The organism is Pseudomonas izuensis (assembly GCF_002356535.2).
GTDB classification, from domain to species: Bacteria; Pseudomonadota; Gammaproteobacteria; order Pseudomonadales; family Pseudomonadaceae; genus Aquipseudomonas; species Aquipseudomonas izuensis.
The window spans coordinates 189,569-208,029 of the sequence record NZ_AP017423.2 but is presented as its reverse complement, the minus strand read 5'-3'; the positions used below and the strand labels follow the sequence as shown (position 1 = coordinate 208,029).

The following is an 18,461-nucleotide window of genomic DNA, read 5'->3' as shown; positions in this document are numbered from 1 at the left end:
TCGCATCCTGCCTTCTACGCTTTCCCGTAGTGGTAGCCGTGAACGCCAACCTGTTGACCGGAAGCGCCAATCAGCATGACTGAACCGACCTCCCTCGCCAGCTGGACCCGCGCTCTGCGCAAGCAACTCGACGCCCTGGGCCTCGACAGCACCGCGCTGTGCCAGCAAGCCGGGCTTGACCCGCAATTGATGGACGACCCGAACGCCCGTTACCCGTTGTCCGGTACCACGCGCCTGTGGGAACTGGCGGTGCAGGTCAGCGGCGACCCGGCGATCGGCTTGCGCGTCTCGCGCTTCGTCAGCCCCACCACCTTCCATGCGCTCGGTTATGCGCTGGTGGCCAGCGGCAGTCTGCGGGAAGTCTTCGAACGCATCGTGCGTTATCACCAGGTGGTCAGCGATGCCCAGGAACTGGAGTTGACCCGCGCCGAGGATCGCTATCACTTCCGTCTGAAAATCCCGCCAGGCAATCCGGCCCCGGCCTTCGAGGCCATCGACGCCTTCATGGCGATCTACGTGCGCACCTGTCGCAATCGCCTTGGCCGTGACTACGCCCCGCTGGCGGTGTACCTGCGTCGCCCGGAGCCGGCGGACGTGCACCAATGGCACAAGGTGTTTCGCTCACCGGTGTACTTTTCCACCGACGAAGACCGGCTGGAGTTCGCGCTCGCCGATTTCGACAGTCATCTGGACGATGCCAACCCGGAACTGGCCGAACACAATGAAACCGTGCTCAAGCGCACGCTGGCGCAACTCAAGCCGTTGACCTGGGAGCGCAAGGTGCGCGACGCCATCGAAGAACAATTGCCGGAAGGCGAACCCAGCGCCGAACACATCGCCAAGGCCCTGCATCTGAGCCTGCGCAGCTTGCAACGGCACCTGGCTGACGAGGGCTGTCGGTTCGACACGCTGCTCAACGAAAGCCGCGAGAACCTGGCGCTGCTGCACCTGCGCGATCCGCAATGTTCGTTGAGTGAGATCAGTTATTTGCTGGGGTTTGCCGATACCAGCAGCTTCAGCCGCGCTTTCAAGCGCTGGACGGGGATGACGCCGGGGCAGTTTCGGGATGGGTTGCGCTGACATGCTCCCAGAGGTGTGCTGTCAGAACCGACCTCATCGCGGGCAAGCCCGCTCCCACAGGGTTTTAGGTTGACCACAGAACTGTGACTCACCCAGATCACTGTGGGAGCGGGCTTGCCCGCGATGAGGCCAGATCAACCAGCGTCCAAGCCTGCTGACACCCCACATCGTCAGATCGTCGCCAGCGCCCGCAACCGCTCGGCATCGAGAATCTCGATTTCCCCATACCCCAGATTCAGAATCCCCTGCCCCTGCAATTCCTTGAGCAACTGATTTGTGGTCTGGCGCGACAGCGACAACATGGAAGCAAGCTGCTCCTGCGGCAACTGCAGGACGCGGCGCGGCTCGTCGAGCTGGCCGTAGCCTTCGGCGATCATCAGCAAGCGATGCGCCAGCCGTGCTGGAGCCGGCAACAGGCTCAGTTGTTCGAGATTGATGAACGTCATGCGCAGTTTCTGGCTCATCAGCAATGCCAGTTGCCGCCAGTACGCGGGCTGTTCGTCCAGCAGCGCGAGCATTGCGGTTTGCGGGATGTGCAACAGCGTGCACGGACCTGCGGCGAACGCATCATGGGTGCGTGGCTGGCCATCGAACAGGCAGATTTCACCGAACCAGTGCGGCGGCTCCACCAGGCTCAGCAACGCCTCCTTGCCCTGCTCGTTGACGGCACCAACGCGCACCGCGCCTTCCAGCACCGCGTACAACCCACACGGTGGATCGCCGCGCTGGAACAGGCGCTGGCCCGCTGACAGGTGCCGTACTCGCCCGGCATTGAGCAGACTATCCTGTAGGGAAACAGGCAGATGGCTGAACCATTGACCGCGCATCAGGCACGCACGCCAGACCTGCATATCCATGAAAACTCCTAGAGATTGTCGCCTGGCTGACAGAGCGAAAAATAACTCCGAGGCAAGATCAGTCACCCTACAGGAGGAATAACAATGAAAAAAAGCCTCGTTGACCATCTCAGTCAATACGCCGCCTACCACCGCGACCCACGCAACATCGCCAGCCACTTCATTGGCATTCCGCTGATCGTCGTGGCCGTGGCGGTGTTGCTGTCCCGTCCACAATGGGCCGGGGGCTGGCTTTCGCCGGCGGTGCTTGTCTCGCTGGCGTCTGCCTGGTTTTACCTGCGCCTGGAGCTGCGCCTCGGGGTGCTGATGACAGTGTTGCTCGGACTGTGCGTGTGGGCCGGTCAGGTACTGGCGCAGCAAAGTACGCTGGTCTGGCTGGCGAGCGGCATCGGGATGTTCGTGGTGGGCTGGGCGATCCAGTTTGTCGGGCATCATTACGAGGGGCGCAAACCGGCGTTTGTCGATGATGTGACGGGGTTGATTGTCGGGCCGTTGTTTGTGGTGGCGGAGCTGGCGTTCATGCTGGGGTTGCGGCATGAGCTCAAAGAGCAGATCGAGGCGCGGGCGGGGGGCGTGCGTTTGCGTCAGAAGAATGCTGCAGCCTAATTGAATCTGTAGGAGCTGGCTTGCCAGCGAACAACGATAACGCGGTGTGTCAGACACACCGCGATCGCCAGCAAGCCGGCTCCTACAAGGTCAGATGTTGGCGAGCTTCTGCCAGACTTTCGGCTTGAAGAACAACGTCTCGCCCTTGGCCAGGCCGATCAGGCTGTCGTGATCCTTCACCACCTCGGCCTCGATCAGATCGCTCTGGCCTTCGACCTTCAGCGTCACCCGAGTCGTCGCGCCCAACGGACGGATATCCCGCACCTCAGCCGCATGGTGATCCTCCAGCTCATGCCGTGACAACGACACTTCGTGCGGACGGAACAGCACGTGGTTGTCTTCGCCCAGGTGCAGGCGGTTCGAGTCACCGAGGAAGTGATAGACGAAATCACTGGCCGGATTTTCGTAGACGTCGCCCGGTGAGCCGATCTGCTCGATCACACCCTTGTTCATCACCACGATGCGGTCGGCGACTTCCATCGCTTCTTCCTGGTCGTGGGTCACGAATACCGAGGTCAAGTTGATGTCTTCGTGCAGGCGCGCCAGCCAGCGGCGCAGTTCCTTGCGGACCTTGGCATCGAGGGCGCCGAAGGGTTCATCGAGCAGCAGCACTTTCGGTTCCACTGCCAGGGCACGGGCCAGGGCGATACGCTGACGCTGGCCACCGGAGAGTTGTTCCGGGTAACGATCCGACAGCCAGTCCAGCTGCACCATGTTCAGCAGTTCGTGCACCTTGGTTGCGATCTGGCTTTCGCTCGGACGCTGGTTCTTCGGCTTCATGCGCAGGCCGAACGCGACGTTGTCGAACACCGTCATGTGGCGAAACAAGGCGTAGTGCTGAAACACGAAACCGACGTTGCGATCACGCACGTCGTGGCCGGAGACGTCTTCGCCGTGGAACACGATGTTGCCCTGATCGGGGGTTTCCAGACCGGCAATGATCCGCAGCAGCGTGGTCTTGCCGCAGCCGGACGGGCCGAGCAAAGCCACCAGTTCACCGCTCTGAATATCCAGGCTGATGTTGTTCAGCGCCTTGAAGGCATTGAAATTCTTGCTGACGTTACGCACTTCGATCGACATGAAATCATTCCTCCGCGGCGCTGGCGCGCAGGCGGTTAATACGGTTTTCGCTCCACTGCTTGGCCAGCAGGATGAAGAGCGCCAGGATCAGCAACAGGCTCGCCACGGCGAACGCGGCCACGTGGTTGTATTCGTTGTAGAGGATCTCGACGTGCAGCGGCAAGGTGTTGGTCACCCCGCGAATGTGCCCGGAAACCACCGACACCGCACCGAACTCACCCATGGCCCGCGCGGTACACAGCACCACGCCATAGATCAGGCCCCATTTGATGTTAGGGACGGTGACGTGCCAGAACATCTGCCAGCCATTGGCCCCGAGCAGGCGCGCGGCTTCTTCTTCCTGAGTGCCCTGCTCCTGCATCAGCGGGATCAGCTCACGCGCCACGAACGGCACGGTGACGAAGATCGTCGCCAGCACAATGCCCGGCAAAGCGAAGACGATCTGAATGTCATGGTCCTGCAGCCATGGGCCGAAGATCCCTTGAGCGCCGAACATCAGCACATAGACCAGACCGGCGATCACCGGCGACACCGAGAACGGCAAGTCGATCAGGGTTACCAGCATGCTCTTGCCGCGGAATGAGTATTTGCTCACACACCAGGCGGCACTGACACCGAACACCAGGTTCAACGGCACCGAAATCAGCACGGCGATCACCGTGAGCTTCAGGGCCGACAGCGCATCGGGTTCGAAGATCGCGGTGAAGAACGCGCCGAGGCCCATTTTCAAGCCCTGGGACACCACGATAAACAGCGGTAGCAGCAGGAACAGCGCAAAAATCAGCCAGCCAAGACCGATCAGGATGCGCCGCGACGTGGCACTGCCACGGCGGGCGGCGTTGGCCGAGGAAGCGGCAGCAATAGACGATTGGGACATGTTCTGCGCCTCCTTATGGGGTTTCGATGCGCCGCTGCAACAAGTTGATCAGCAGCAACAGGACGAAGGAAACCACCAGCATCAGTACACCAATGGAGGTAGCGCCGGTGTAATCGTACTGGTCGAGCTTGACCATGATCAGCAGCGGCAGGATCTCGGTTTTCATCGGCATGTTGCCGGCGATGAAAATCACCGAACCGTACTCGCCGACCCCACGGGCAAAGGCCAAGGCGAAACCGGTCAACCAGGCGGGCAACAGTGCCGGCACCAGGATATGGCGAAAAACCTGCACCGGTTTCGCCCCCAGGCACGCCGCTGCTTCTTCCACTTCCCGTGGAATATCTGCCAATACTGGCTGTACGGTACGTACTACGAATGGAAGTGTCACAAAAGTGAGGGCAAGGGTGATGCCCAGGGGGGTGTAGGCGATCTTGAAACCCAGATCCGCAGCAAACTGACCAACCAGACCGGTAGGGGTATACAGCGCGGTCAGCGCAATACCGGCCACCGCGGTGGGCAATGCGAAGGGCAAGTCGATCATGGCGTCGATGACTTTGCGTCCAGGGAAGGTATAGCGCACCAGCACCCAGGCCAGCAGCGTGCCGATGATGCCGTTGATGATCGCGGCATAGAGCGCGGTGCCGAAGCTCAGCTTCAACGCAGACAGCACCCGTGGCGCCGAGATGATTGCCCAGAACTGATCCCAGGTGAGTTGAGCGGCATGCACGAACATCGCCGCCAGTGGTATGAGCACAATCAGGCTGAGGTACACCAAGGTGTAGCCCAGCGTCAGCCCGAAGCCGGGTATGACGGGGGAGATACGACGCGACATAAAAGTCCTTGGTTAAATATTGTTCTGCCAAGTGCAATCATGTGGGAGCGAGCCTGCTCGCGAAGGGGGAGTACCAGTCAACATCCTTGTTGCCTGAAATACCGCCTTCGCGAGCAGGCTCGCTCCCACAGGTTATCCACCTTAGCTAATTGCCATCAGGATTACTGCGCCTGGTAAATCTGGTCGAACACGCCGCCATCGTTGAAGAATTTCGGCTGTGCGGTTTTCCAGCCACCGAAGTCCTTGTCGATGCTCACCAGCTCCAGTTTCGGGAACTGCTGGGCGTATTTGGCGGCGACATCCTTGTCCCGTGGACGATAGAAGTTCTTCGCCGCGATTTCCTGGCCCGCCGGGCTGTACAGGTGCTTGAGGTACGCCTCGGCGATCTCGGTGTTGCCCTTTTTCTCGGCGTTTTTGTCGACCACGGCCACCGGCGGTTCGGCGAGGATCGACAGCGAAGGCACGACGATGTCGAACTTGTCGGCGCCGCCCTCTTCTTTCAGGGCCAGGAAGGCTTCGTTTTCCCAGGCCAGCAACACATCGCCCTGGCCGTTGTTGACGAAGGTGATGGTCGAACCGCGAGCGCCGGTGTCCAGCACAGGCACGTGCTTGAACAGGGTTTGCACGTATTCCTTGGCCTTGGCCTCGTCACCGCCGTTGGCTTTCAGGCCATAGGCCCACGCAGCGAGGAAGTTCCAGCGCGCACCGCCAGAGGTTTTCGGGTTCGGGGTGATCACCGATACATCGTTCTTGACCAGATCGCCCCAGTCCTTGATGCCTTTAGGGTTGCCCTTGCGCACCAGGAACACGATGGTCGAGGTGTAAGGCGTGCTCGCTTCCGGCAGGCGCTTCTGCCAGTCAGCCGGCAGGGTCTTGCCGAGCTTGGCGATTTCGTCGATGTCACCGGCCAGGGCCAGGGTCACCACGTCGGCACGCAGGCCATCGATCACTGCCCGACCCTGCTTGCCCGAACCACCGTGGGACTGCTGGATTTTCACGCTGTCGCCGGCATGCTCCTTCTGCCAGAACTTGACGAATTCGGCGTTGTAATCCTGATACAGCTCACGGGTCGGGTCGTACGACACGTTGAGCAATTCGTAATCCTTGGCAACCGCGGAACCGGCAAAAAGGGCGCTGGCCAGGGCGGCCAAGGCGAAATGGCGAATCGACGACATGGTGAAAGCTCCTGGAATTCTGAGTGTTGGCTTTTCTTATGGAAGTGCTGGTGCTGGGTTGCCGGTCACGCGGTTTCGCTTCAGCTGGGCTTGTTACCCGGCTGCTGCAAGCGGAATTTTTCCTTGCGCTCGATCTGAACCACCTGCGCGTTGTGCACAGTGATTTCCACAGCGCCGAAACGCAGATCGCGCAGGGCACTCTGGATTTCACGCAGGATGGTTGCTTCGTCCTGGCCGTCAACGCTACGTAGAGATGCGCTCATGGTGCTGCTCCTTCAACTGAGTGGTTGCCTGGCAGTGGCGGCACTGCTTGCGGCGTGAAACCAATAGTAGAGAGGCACGGATATTCTTAAAAAGACTATTTAAGAATGTTTATATAACCAGAAGACATTATTTGGCGGGACAAGGGTTTGCGAGTATTTATCCTCTTACGATCACTCACCCCCTGTGGGAGCGAGCCTGCTCGCGAAAGCGGTAGGCCCGTCAACATTGCGCTGATTGGACTGACGCATTCGCGAGCAGGCTCGCTCCCACAGTGTTATGCATCACGCCAGCGATTGGGTAATCACCGGCGCACGCAACCAATCCAGCTGCCCGGCCGGCACCGGTCGTCCAAACCAATACCCCTGCCCCAGATGGCTGCCCTGTTCGAGCAGGAACGCCGCCTGCTCGACCTGCTCGATCCCTTCGGCATGCACCTGCATCCCCATGCTCTGCGCCAGGGCGATGATCACCCGCACGATGGCGGCGTCGTCTTCATCCCATGGCAACCCGGCAACAAAACCCTGATCGATCTTGAGCTTCTGCACCGGCAGGCGCTTGAGACGCAACAGTGATGAATAACCGGTTCCGAAGTCGTCGATGGCCAGCCGCACACCCAGCTCACGCAGACGATGCATCTGCTCCAGCGCGACTTCAGGGTCTTCCATCACCGCGCTTTCCGTGACCTCCAGTTCCAGGCAAGCCGGGGCCAGCCCGGTTTCGCGCAGCACTTGTGCCACTTGCTGGTACAGCTCGCGGCGGGCAAACAGGCGCGAGGACACATTCACCGCGACAAACGACAACACCTTGCCGGCCTGTTGCCACTGGCACATTTGCCGGCACGCCTGCTGCATCACCCAGGCGTCGATCTCAGCGATCAGACCGGTTCGCTCGGCAATCGGGATGAATTCTGCCGGCGACACCAGGCCACGCTGCGGATGCTCCCAGCGCACCAGTGCTTCGACGCCGATCAATCGACTGGTTTTAAGGTCATGAACCGGTTGGTAATAAACCCGCAATTGTTGCTGGTCCAACGCGTTGCGCAATTCGAAGGAGATCTCGACCCGTTGCTGGGCATGGGCGGTCAGCTCCTCGGTATAGAGCGCGTAGCCATTGCGACCACCGCTCTTGGCCTTGAACAGCGCCGAATCGGCATTGCGCAACAATTGTTCAGCGCTCAAGGCATCGCTGGGGAACAGGCTGATACCGATGCTGGTGTTGATAAACAGCTGATGCCCGTCGATCGGGAACGGTTCCTTGAGGCCATCGATAATCCGCCGGGCCAGCGCCGCCGCCTGGACCAAGTGCGGACAGCTTTCGGCCAACACGGCGAACTCGTCCCCACCCAGTCGCGCCAGGGTAATGCCCGCTCCGAACATAGCTTTCAAGCGCTCCGCCACCGCCTTGAGCAGTTGGTCACCGATGGTATGCCCGAGGCCGTCATTGATCATTTTGAAATGATCCAGATCGATCAACAGCAATGCACAACCGCGCTTGTGGACCTGCGCCGACGCCAGGGCCTGCTCGGCGCGGTCAGTAAACAACAGGCGGTTGGGCAAATCCGTCAGCGCATCGTGGTGCGCCAGGTGCATCAGTTTGTGTTCGGAGTTCTTGATCGCGCTGATGTCGGAAAACACTGCGACGTAATGACTGTGCCGTCCCAAGTCGTCATGAATGACACGGATGGTTTGCCATTGCGGGTAGATTTCGCCGCTTTTGCGACGGTTCCAGATTTCCCCACTCCACTCCCCCCTGCTGTCGAGCGTCTCGAACATCGCCTGGTAGAAACCTTTCAGATGACGGCCAGACTTGAACAGGCTGGGTCGCTGCCCCAGCACCTCCTCGCTTTGATAGCCGGTAATCTCCATGAAGGCGCGGTTGACGTGCACGATCAATCCTTCGCCGTTAGTGACCAGCACACCTTCGCGCGTGCAATCGAACACGGCAGCCGCCTGGCGCAAGCGCTCCCGATCTTCGCTGCGTTCGCGCAACCTGGCGCCGATCCCCAGGCAACGCAGCAGACGCGCCCGGGCAATGAAGATCAATCCGGCGCTGACCGTCATCCAGGCATAACCGTTGATCAGTTGCCATCGCAGCAGCTCGGCCGAGCTATCGAAGAAACTGTTCAATAAATAACCACTGAGCTGCATCCAGACCACAGAAAGCAACAGGTAAAGCAGCGCTGCGCGCAAGGCTTCGCGATAGCTGGCAGACATAAGACTGTCCATGTCCCTACAAAAATGCCGGGATTATAGGTTAAAGACACCTCCAGCCACTCTTATCTGAAAGGGCGACTGGTTTTATCTGTGGGCTCGGTGATAATGCAACGGCTGTTTTTTTCTTTATCGAGGGCCCTACAGGCTATGTGGTACGAAGGTTTTCTCGGCTTGTCGCCCTGGTCACTGGTGGCCGTCACCCTGCTGATGACCCATGTGACGATCGTCGCCGTCACGGTCTATCTGCACCGCTATTCCGCCCATCGCTCGCTTGAGCTGAATGCCGGCCTGAAACATTTCTTCCGCTTCTGGCTGTGGCTGACCACGGCGCAGAACACCCGCGAGTGGACCGCCATCCATCGCAAGCATCACGCCAAATGCGAAACTGAAGATGACCCGCACAGCCCGGTCATCAAGGGCTTGTCCACGGTCCTGCGCAAAGGTGCCGAGCTGTACCGCGCCGAAGCGGAGAACCCCGAGACCCTGCGCATCTACGGCAAGAACTGCCCCGAAGACTGGATCGAACGCAACCTCTACAGCCGTTACCCGCTGCTGGGCGTGGCGATCATGGGCGTCATCGACCTGCTGCTGTTCGGTACCATCGGCATCACCATCTGGGCCATCCAGATGATGTGGATCCCGGTCTGGGCCGCCGGCGTGGTCAATGGCCTGGGTCACGCTGTCGGCTACCGCAATTTCGAATGCCGCGACGCGGCGACCAATCTGGTGCCCTGGGGCATCCTGATCGGCGGTGAAGAACTGCATAACAACCATCACACTTACCCTAACTCGGCAAAACTGTCGGTGAAGAAGTGGGAGTTCGATCTGGGCTGGGCCTGGATTCAAGTGTTCAGCTTCCTGCGCCTGGCCAAGGTTCAGCGCGTCGCGCCGATTGCCCACCGTGTCGAAGGCAAGGGCAACCTGGACATGGACACCGCCATGGCGATTCTCAACAACCGCTTCCAGATCATGGCCCAGTACCGCAAATTGGTAATCGGGCCACTGGTCAAGCAGGAACTGGACAAGGTCGATCACTCGGTCCGCCACCAGTTCCGCCGCGCCAAGCGCCTGCTCTCGCGGGAAACCAGCCTGCTGGACGACAGGCACCACGTGCGCATCCAGAACATGCTCGAGCACAGCCAGGCACTGAAGGTAATTTACGAGAAACGCCTGGCCTTGCAGCAGATCTGGGTCAAGACCAGCTCAAATGGTCATGACATGCTGGCCGCCATCAAGGATTGGGTACACGAAGCCGAAGCCAGCGGGATTCAATCCCTGCGCGACTTTGCCGATCAGTTGAAAACCTATTCCCTGCGCCCTGCTGCCTGATTGATCGCCAGGCCTTTGTAGGAGCTGTGCACCAGACAGCTCCTACGACCGCCCGGCGGGATACCTCTGCCTCACCACAGCAAGCGGGAACTTCATCCCGTATCCCCTATCTCAAAGACACTTCGCCACCCCGGCGGGCTTCGTTGTGGCCGCTTTCGAACCTCGAGCGGCGCACGCCCTTTGAGATTTGTGCCGATGGTCAATAAAAACCTGAAAGACCCATCTCCACCGCAGTGGCCCGAGGCCGCGCAAACCCTGTTGGCGTTGATGCACGCCCAAGGTGAAGTGGCGCGCCTGAGCGAACGCGAACAGCTGTTCAGCACCCTGCTGGTGAGCGTCAACGCGGTGCTCTGGGCATTCAACTGGGAAACCCGCCAGGTGCTGTATGTCAGCCCCGCTTATGAACGGCTTTTCGGCCGTTCCGCCGACCTGCTGCTGGCCGATTACAACCAATGGCGCGACGCCATTTACCCCGACGATCTGGAATATGCCGAGCGCAGCCTGGCGGACGTGCTGGCCAAAGGCGCCGTCGAAGACCGCGAATACCGGATCATCGACGCCGAGGGCCAGGTGCGCTGGCTCAGCGACAAGTGCTTCATCAACCGTCAGGCCGAACCGGGACAGCCGGTGATCATTGTCGGTATCGCCGAAGACATCACCGACAAAAAGCACATGGAAACCGAACTGCAACGCCTGGCCACCACCGACGCCCTGACCCAGAGCAGCAATCGACGACATTTCTTCGAGGGCGCGAGCCAGGAATTCGAACGGGCGCGGCAACAAGACACGCCGCTGTCGTTCCTGATGCTGGACATCGATGACTTCAAAGCAATCAACGACACCTACGGCCATCAGGAAGGCGATAACGTGCTGCAACGTATCGCCGACTGCGGCCGAGCGGCGTTGCGACGCGGTGACCTGTTCGGGCGCATTGGTGGCGAGGAATTCGCTGCGGTGTTCCCCGGCTGCACGCCGGGCATGGCCCTGCAAGTCGCCGAGCGCTTGCAAAGCCAGATCCAGCGCTTGAGCTTCGACCATGACGGCCAGACATTCGGCATCACCGTCAGCCAAGGGTTGACCAGCCTTACGGCCGAGGACGAAAACATCGAAAGCCTGTTTGCCCGGGCGGACGCCGCGATGTATCAGGCCAAGCGTGATGGCAAGAACCGGATCGTCACGGGTTGAAGGATGTGTACAAAACCTGTGGGAGCGGGCTTGCCCGCTCCCACAGGGATTTTTGTGAGATTTACTGCTTGCGCATCCGCGTCAATTCCGGCAACCCGATCTTGAGCAATCGCGCCGTCCGGCTTTTCGCCAGTTCCTCGACGCCCTCATGTTCGGTCAGGCGCGCCAGTTGCGCCGCCATGTTCATCACCAGCGCTTCACGGGAGTAAACCCCGCCACCGAGCTGGTAGGCCGCCGCAATCAGCTGTCGCAGCTCCAGCGGCAGGCGCCAACGGGTGCGCAGCGCCGAACCGTAGGCCGCGCCGAACTCGACCAACGCTTCGCCCACCGCCTCCTGCTCGTCCAACTCGCCACCGGCCTGCTTCCATTCCTGCAGGCAACGCAGCAACGCCAGGTCACCAAGGCGATGCAGCATACCGGCGCAATAGCAACGCGCCTGATCCAGATCCAACAAACGCGCCAGCGTCCGTGCATACTCGGCGGTGTGCAGGGACAGATCCCAATAACGCTCGGCATAGTCCGCCAGGTACGGATCACTGAGCCTTGCACTGCGCTTGAGGGTCAGGCCCAGAATCAGGTTCATGCTTTGCCCGGTGCCCAGCCGGTGCAGCGCCTGGGACAGGGTTTGCACAGCGGCGCCATGGTGCTGGGCCGCGCTGTTGGCGGCGGCGATCAGCACGGCGGTGACCTGCGGATCGGTACGAATCTCGTCTTCCAGTTTCGTCAGGTCGAGGCCGTTGGGATTGAGGCTGCGCTTGACCGCCAACTGCACGTCGGTCATCAGCGGCGCACCCTCGGCCAATTCACGTCGACGCTCCAGGTATACCGACAAGGTCATGCCGGGCGCCAGCGAAGGCACTTCGCAGATGACTTCCTTACCGGCATCGAGCAGCAAATCCTGCAAGCGATGGGTCAGGCTTTCCATGTTCAGGGGCTTGGTCAGATAAGCGGCAGGCGCCAGCGGCAGGGCTTCGCGCACACTGGCGCTGTCGTTGCGGCTGCTCATCAGAATGAATGGCAGCGGCGGATTGCGTTTGCGCTGGCGGACACTGCGCAACACGTTCAGGCCGTCGACGCCGGGCAGCTCCCAGTCGGCAATCACCAGGTCGTAAGGATTGGCCGCCAACAGCTCCAGCGCCTGCTGGCCGTCGGCACACAGGTCCAGTCGCGCATCGCAGCGCACGTTCAGCAGCACTTCCTTGAGCAAATCGCGGGACCACGGGTCCGCCTCGGCAATCAACACTCTGGGAATGGCAGGTAAATCTAAGACAGTCATACAGCTCTCCCTGGCAATGCCTGAACCTTAGCGAATGCCGGCCCTCCGATACAGCGCATTTACGCGGGTAGTATTACGACCGGCATGAAAAAACCCGCCGAAGCGGGTTTTTTGTCGATCAGGTCACACTTGGCGATCAGAGCTCGGAGAAGCACTCTTCGATGATTGCCAGACCTTTGTCCAGTTGCTCGTCCGGCGAAGTCAGCGGTACCAGGACGCGCAGAACGTTGCCGTAGGTGCCGCAGGACAGCAGGATCAGACCCTTGTCACGCGCCTTGGCGACAACAGCAGCCACTGCAGTCGGGTTTGGCTTGTGGCTGTCGCCGCCTTCGAACAGCTCGACCGCGATCATTGCGCCCAGGGCACGAACTTCGCCGATCACCGGGTACTTGGCCTGGATAGCCTTCAGGCCAGTCACCAGACGCTCGCCAACAGCCTTGCAGCGGTCCAGCAGGTGCTCTTCTTCGAACACTTCCATCACAGCCAGGGCTGCGGCGCAAGCGATCGGGCTACCGGCGTAGGTGCCGCCCAGGCCGCCTGGAGCGATGGCGTCCATGTATTCGGCCTTGCCGCACACACCGGCCAGCGGGAAGCCGCCAGCGATGGATTTGGCGAAGGTGGTCAGGTCGGCGGCAACGCCCATCTGTTCCATGGCGAAGAAGGTGCCGGTACGGCCAGCGCCGGTCTGCACTTCGTCAGCGATCAACAGGATGCCGTGCTGGTCGCACAGGGCACGCAGACGCTTCATGAATTCTTTCGGCGCGACGTAGAAACCACCTTCGCCCTGAACAGGCTCGATGATGATCGCAGCGATGTCTTTCGGCTCGGCGTCGTTCTTGAAGATGCGCTCGATGCTGGCGATCGAATCGTCGATGCTCACACCGTGCAGTTCGTTCGGGTACAACGCGCGGAAGATGCCGCCTGGCATCAGGCCCATGCCGGCCGAGTAAGGCACGACTTTACCAGTCAGGCCCAGGGTCATCATGGTGCGGCCGTGGTAAGCGCCGGTGAAGGCGATCACGCCGGCACGGCCAGTGGCGGCACGAGCGATCTTGATCGAGTTTTCAACGGCTTCGGAACCGGTGGTCACCAGCAGGGTTTTCTTGTCGAAATCACCTGGCACCTTGGCGTTGATTTTTTCGCACACTTCTACGTACGGCTCGTAGGCCAGAACCTGGAAGCAAGTGTGGGTCAGCTTGTTCAGCTGCTCGGTCACGGCGGCGATGACTTTCGGGTGCACGTGGCCGGTGTTCAGCACGGCGATACCGCCGGCGAAATCGATGAACTCACGACCTTCAACGTCGGTCACGGTAGCGTTCTTCGCGGAATCGGCGAAGATCGGGTGAATCTGGCCAACACCACGTGGAACAGCAGCGGTACGGCGGGCCATCAAAGAAGCGTTAGTCTTGCTCATTACAATTCCTCATTCGCCGCTCATCGGTCGGCGTAGCTCAAGGATTAAGCGGCGGGGAGGCAACTACGGCAGCATGCGATGATCGACTGCCACAGCTTTCCCGGCCACAGTAAAAAATCAGGTGAAGCTCGGAAAGGGACAGCGCTCTCGTGCCCTTTCCGATTCAAGCAATGCCTTGCCGGGCTTAGATGCCCAGGCAGAGGTATTTGATTTCCAGGTAATCTTCGATGCCGTACTTGGAGCCTTCACGGCCCAGGCCCGAGGCCTTGATGCCGCCGAACGGCGCGACTTCGTTGGAGATCAGCCCGGTGTTGACGCCGACCATGCCGTATTCCAGGGCTTCAGCCACACGGAACACACGGCCCAGGTCGCGAGCATAGAAGTACGAGGCCAGACCGAACTCGGTGTCGTTGGACATCGCGATCACGTCGGCTTCGTCTTTGAAGCGGAACAGTGGCGCCAATGGACCGAAGGTTTCTTCCTTGGCCACGGCAGCGTTGTTCGGCACGTTGGTCAGGATGGTCGGCTCGAAGAAGTTGCCTTCCATCGGCTTGCCACCGGCCAGTACGGTCGCGCCTTTGCTCAGGGCGTCGGCGATGTGCTCTTGCACCTTGGCCACGGCTTTTTCGTCGATCAGCGGGCCAGTGGTGGTACCGGCTTCCAGACCGTTACCGATCTTCAGCTTGGCGACGGCCACTTTCAGCTTCTCGGCGAATGCGTCGTAGACACCGTCCTGAATGTACAGGCGGTTGGCGCAGACGCAGGTCTGGCCGTTGTTGCGGTATTTGGAAATGATCGCGCCTTCGACGGCCTTATCCAGGTCGGCGTCGTCGAACACGATGAACGGCGCGTTGCCGCCCAGTTCCAGGGACACTTTCTTGATGTCCTTGGCGCATTCGGCCATCAGTTGACGACCGATTTCAGTCGAACCGGTGAAGGACAGCTTGCGCACGATCGGGTTGCTGGTCAGCTCGGTACCGATGTCGCCGGCGCTGCCGGAAACAACGCTGAACACGCCAGCCGGGATGCCGGCACGCTGGGCCAGCTCGGCCAGGGCGAAAGCCGAGAATGGGGTTTGCGAAGCAGGCTTGAGCACCATGGTGCAACCGGCAGCCAGGGCCGGGCCGGCTTTACGGGTGATCATGGCGGCCGGGAAGTTCCACGGGGTGATTGCAGCGGTCACGCCGATTGGCTGCTTGATCACGATCAGGCGCTTGTCTGGCTGGTGGCCCGGAATCACGTCACCGTAGATGCGCTTGGCTTCTTCGGCGAACCACTCGATGAAGGAAGCGGCGTAAACGATTTCACCCTTGGCTTCGGCCAATGGCTTGCCTTGTTCCAGGGTCATCAGGCGAGCCAGGTCGTCCTGGTTCTCGATCATCAGTTCGAACCAGCGACGCAGCTTGGTCGCACGTTCTTTGGCGGTCAGTGCACGCCAGGCCGGCAGCGCCTTGTCAGCGGCTTCGATGGCACGGCGGGTTTCGGCAGCGCCCATCTTCGGCACGGTGCCCAGAATTTCGCCCGTTGCCGGGTTGTTGACCTTGATCGTCTGACCATTGTCGGCATCGACCCACTCGCCATTAATAAAGGCTTGCTGGCGGAACAACTGGGTGTCTTTAAGCTGCATGTCGGCTTTCCTTAACAGCACCGCAATGGATGCGGAGCAAATTATGATTGTAGAAAGGCGCCTCAGTAGGCTGCCGTCAGGGAAATCATTCACCGGGCTGAAGCACATAAATAGCGCACGGATTGGACTCGTGCGGTTCAGCACCCAGACAAGAGCGTTTGAAATCTCAAACGAATCCTAGGATCAAAGGGGGTAAAGGACAATAGGCCGTTCGAAAAAAAGAACGAAAACGCCGCATTTGCCTGTTTTTTCTGATCAACGTAGCAAACGCAGGTTACGCTTGTGAAAACAGCAAGCGATTCAGCAGCATGGACGCCCGCATTGCATATGAGTATCATGGCGCCCGCATTGCACCAGTAGCTCAGCTGGATAGAGTACTGCCCTCCGAAGGCAGGGGTCGTGGGTTCGAATCCCGCCTGGTGCACCATATAGTAGAAACGAGAAAGCCTTAGGCCCGTTGGGTCTGGGGCTTTTTTGTGGGCGGTGCTTCGTCCTGACCGGCGTGTTCGTAGAAGCCATCGCCCAGGCGCAGGGCGCTGTTGTCCGGGTCGTAGCCGAAGCTCGCCAACAGATAGTCCGAACTCATGTGCTGCTTGAGGTCGGTGAGCACCGGGTTGGTTTCGATCAGGTCTTTGTGCGAGTTGGGGGCGACCTGGTGCACCGCAGCCCTTGGACACGAGCAATTGTCTGGCCGGATACCGAATTGCCTGGTCCGTGGCCGTACCGGGTCGAGCGACCACCGACGCCATTAACATGGATGGCGCTCGCGGAGGTGTCGAGACTGACACCCTGTCGAACATCCTGTCCCAAATTCCCAGTGCTGACGGCATTCTGAACGACATCAGCAATCTGGATAGTTCGGCCCTGGGTGACCGGCACCGATTGCTCCCGCTGCGTCAGGCTGATGCTGGTACCACCCATGGTCCAGCTTTGTGGCTGTCGAGCAGGACGTAACCCCCCAAGCCATGGCGTGGGAAGCGGACAGCGCGCCAAGGGCTGTGAGGGGGGACATGGGGAAAGCCTTTCTTGGAGTTGTGCATTTTTTATAGTGCCGACGAAACGATTCATCACGCTTAAAAAGCTTACGCCCTAGCCTTCCCAAGCCTATTAAAATTGACCTTATGCAACCTCCGCATGCTTACGTTAGTCTCATAAGGTTTGAACCTCCGGAAAATTGACGGCGATATCATGATGGCATCAAGGTCGCCCGTTAAATGCAGGAGCAAGCACAGACAGATTTGTCTGTCATTTTTGCGCAACGGATCGTATGGAGTTTGAATGCGCGGGCCACTATTACGCAGCGGTAAGAGCGGGTCATTCACTGCCCTCGGCGAAACAGGTCAACCGGTCTACCGGGCAGCCCTGCAACTGCGCGAAGCCATTCGCCGCAACAACCCCGAGTTGGTCGATCACCTGGCCATCCCTCAAAGCGATGAACTCGGCAACCAGATCGATTGGTACAGCGCCCTCGACGGCGATGTGATTCCGTGGAGCAGCGCGACCGAAGAAGAACGCGCTCCTGCCCGCCGTCAGCTTGAAGCGCTGAAGACTGCGCTCGAAGAATTGAGCCAGCGCTTCCTGGGTACAGACTCCGGCGAACAGCAGCAAGGCGACAAAGCCGTGTTCGGCAAGCTGCTCAAGCGCGTGATTCATTTCCCGGACGAAAACTTCGTCTACCTGGTGCAAGGCAAACCGGTGCTGACCTTCTGGGGTTTCGAGCATGCCGGTACCGGCAATAGCGATCCCCTGCACTGCCTCTATCAGGTCCCGCCCGCGTTCACGCTGCCCCCCGTGGCCGAAGCGCCTGTTGTTGCGCCCGTCGTGCCGGTGGTTGCTCGTCCTTGGTGGCGGCGCTGGTGGTGGCTGTTGTTGCTGCCGCTCCTGCTGCTGCTCTTGTGGCTGTTGCTCGGCCTGCGCGGTTGTGTCCCGCTTCCGTTGGTGGCGGTAGACCTGCTACCCGAGGGCGTCGTACCGGTGGAGAAACACCAGGAAGAGCCACCACTGACCGGCAATGTCACGACGCTCAATGGCGTCCCCGTGACCGGCACCGTCGTAGGCGCCACCAACGGCACCGGCACCGCCGTGACCGGAACACAGGGTGTGGAAACGCCGGCCGTCGAGGATAACGAGGCTGACGGTGCACCCGCCGACTTAACCAAAGACCCCACCAAAGACCCGGCAGCCGAAAACAAAACCGCACCACCTGAAAACAAAACCACGCCGTCGGATGTCACATCGCCCGAAGCAGAAAAATCCGCCGCCGCAAAACCCGGCCCTCCCCTGAGCATCCCGCCAGACGCCGCCGACGGTGCCGCCAAGTTTCTCGACGGTCAGTACAGCGCAGGCGCCGGGATACAGGACCGCCGGACTGGCAAACCGCTGCGCCTGGAATACCAGCTCAAGGACGGTAAGGGCCAAGTCACCGTACACCAGGCCGACGGCTCGAAATGTAGCGGGCCGGTAAGCGCTACTATGAAGGGTGGCAGCCTGGCCATCGACAGCCAAGGCCAGGCCGTTTGCGGCGATGGCAGCACTTACGACATGCCCAAGGTCAACTGCCGCAAAGGGGCGACCACGATCGCGGACTGCACCGGCGGTTACGGAAAAGAACAATTCCCCATGTCCATGCGGCAAGTGGCCGAATAA

At 60.2% G+C, this 18,461-nt stretch carries 16 protein-coding genes and 1 tRNA gene; 6 read left to right on the top strand and 11 right to left on the bottom strand.

Annotation, left to right across the window (positions count from 1 at the left end):
- The first annotated feature begins 75 nt into the window (after positions 1-75).
- A complete protein-coding gene (locus LAB08_RS00950) occupies positions 76-1,080 on the top strand; it encodes an AraC family transcriptional regulator (RefSeq protein WP_096513954.1) in 1,005 nt (334 codons plus the stop codon).
- 170 nt (positions 1,081-1,250) lie between these two features.
- On the opposite strand, the gene LAB08_RS00945 is transcribed toward LAB08_RS00950, so the two are convergent.
- Positions 1,251-1,937, bottom strand: a complete 687-nt coding sequence (locus LAB08_RS00945; RefSeq protein ID WP_096513955.1) for a Crp/Fnr family transcriptional regulator — start codon at positions 1,935-1,937, stop codon at positions 1,251-1,253.
- 84 nt (positions 1,938-2,021) lie between these two features.
- Here LAB08_RS00945 and LAB08_RS00940 point away from each other — a divergent pair, with 84 nt between their 5' ends.
- Positions 2,022-2,543: an Mpo1 family 2-hydroxy fatty acid dioxygenase gene (locus LAB08_RS00940; RefSeq protein ID WP_096513956.1), complete on the top strand. Its 522-nt coding sequence runs from the start codon at positions 2,022-2,024 to the stop codon at positions 2,541-2,543.
- Between the two features lie 90 nt (positions 2,544-2,633).
- On the opposite strand, the gene LAB08_RS00935 is transcribed toward LAB08_RS00940, so the two are convergent.
- The 6 genes from LAB08_RS00935 to dibA all read right to left on the bottom strand — a co-directional run bounded on the left by LAB08_RS00935 (position 2,634) and on the right by dibA (position 8,984).
- Positions 2,634-3,623 (bottom strand): sulfate/molybdate ABC transporter ATP-binding protein, encoded by a 990-nt coding sequence (locus LAB08_RS00935; RefSeq protein ID WP_096513957.1) that lies wholly within the window; start codon positions 3,621-3,623, stop codon positions 2,634-2,636.
- Positions 3,624-3,627: 4 nt separating this feature from the next.
- Positions 3,628-4,500 (bottom strand): sulfate ABC transporter permease subunit CysW, encoded by an 873-nt coding sequence (gene cysW, locus LAB08_RS00930; protein ID WP_096513958.1) that lies wholly within the window; start codon positions 4,498-4,500, stop codon positions 3,628-3,630.
- 13 nt (positions 4,501-4,513) lie between these two features.
- Positions 4,514-5,332 carry a sulfate ABC transporter permease subunit CysT gene (gene cysT / locus LAB08_RS00925; protein WP_096513959.1) on the bottom strand — a complete coding sequence of 273 codons (819 nt, stop codon included), beginning with the start codon at positions 5,330-5,332 and terminating at the stop codon, positions 4,514-4,516.
- Positions 5,333-5,493: 161 nt separating this feature from the next.
- Positions 5,494-6,507: a sulfate ABC transporter substrate-binding protein gene (locus LAB08_RS00920; RefSeq protein WP_096513960.1), complete on the bottom strand. Its 1,014-nt coding sequence runs from the start codon at positions 6,505-6,507 to the stop codon at positions 5,494-5,496.
- A gap of 80 nt (positions 6,508-6,587) precedes the next feature.
- A complete protein-coding gene (oscA, locus tag LAB08_RS00915; protein ID WP_022643503.1) occupies positions 6,588-6,770 on the bottom strand; it encodes a sulfur starvation response protein OscA in 183 nt (60 codons plus the stop codon).
- Between the two features lie 282 nt (positions 6,771-7,052).
- Entirely contained in the window at positions 7,053-8,984 is a 1,932-nt protein-coding gene (gene dibA, locus LAB08_RS00910; protein ID WP_096513961.1) for a phosphodiesterase DibA, read from the bottom strand.
- A 147-nt stretch (positions 8,985-9,131) separates the two neighbouring features.
- Between dibA and desA the strand changes: the two genes are divergently transcribed.
- Both desA and LAB08_RS00900 read left to right on the top strand, forming a co-directional pair.
- Complete coding sequence (gene desA / locus LAB08_RS00905) at positions 9,132-10,313, top strand: delta-9 fatty acid desaturase DesA (protein WP_096513962.1); 1,182 nt, start codon at positions 9,132-9,134, stop codon at positions 10,311-10,313.
- A 195-nt stretch (positions 10,314-10,508) separates the two neighbouring features.
- Entirely contained in the window at positions 10,509-11,498 is a 990-nt protein-coding gene (locus tag LAB08_RS00900; protein WP_096513963.1) for a GGDEF domain-containing protein, read from the top strand.
- A 61-nt stretch (positions 11,499-11,559) separates the two neighbouring features.
- Here the strand turns inward: LAB08_RS00900 and LAB08_RS00895 are convergent, their stop codons facing one another.
- The 3 genes from LAB08_RS00895 to gabD all read right to left on the bottom strand — a co-directional run bounded on the left by LAB08_RS00895 (position 11,560) and on the right by gabD (position 15,815).
- Entirely contained in the window at positions 11,560-12,774 is a 1,215-nt protein-coding gene (locus LAB08_RS00895; RefSeq protein WP_096513964.1) for a response regulator, read from the bottom strand.
- Between the two features lie 136 nt (positions 12,775-12,910).
- Entirely contained in the window at positions 12,911-14,188 is a 1,278-nt protein-coding gene (gene gabT, locus LAB08_RS00890; protein WP_096513965.1) for a 4-aminobutyrate--2-oxoglutarate transaminase, read from the bottom strand.
- Positions 14,189-14,372: 184 nt separating this feature from the next.
- Positions 14,373-15,815: an NADP-dependent succinate-semialdehyde dehydrogenase gene (gene gabD / locus LAB08_RS00885; RefSeq protein WP_096513966.1), complete on the bottom strand. Its 1,443-nt coding sequence runs from the start codon at positions 15,813-15,815 to the stop codon at positions 14,373-14,375.
- A 350-nt stretch (positions 15,816-16,165) separates the two neighbouring features.
- Between gabD and LAB08_RS00880 the strand changes: the two genes are divergently transcribed.
- Positions 16,166-16,242: transfer RNA gene (locus LAB08_RS00880), tRNA-Arg, on the top strand.
- A gap of 21 nt (positions 16,243-16,263) precedes the next feature.
- On the opposite strand, the gene LAB08_RS00875 is transcribed toward LAB08_RS00880, so the two are convergent.
- A complete protein-coding gene (locus LAB08_RS00875) occupies positions 16,264-16,476 on the bottom strand; it encodes a hypothetical protein (protein WP_096513968.1) in 213 nt (70 codons plus the stop codon).
- Positions 16,477-17,093: 617 nt separating this feature from the next.
- On the opposite strand from LAB08_RS00875, the gene LAB08_RS00870 reads away from it, so the two are divergent.
- Positions 17,094-18,461, top strand: coding sequence for an SrfA family protein (locus LAB08_RS00870; protein WP_096513970.1), 1,368 nt, complete (start codon positions 17,094-17,096; stop codon positions 18,459-18,461).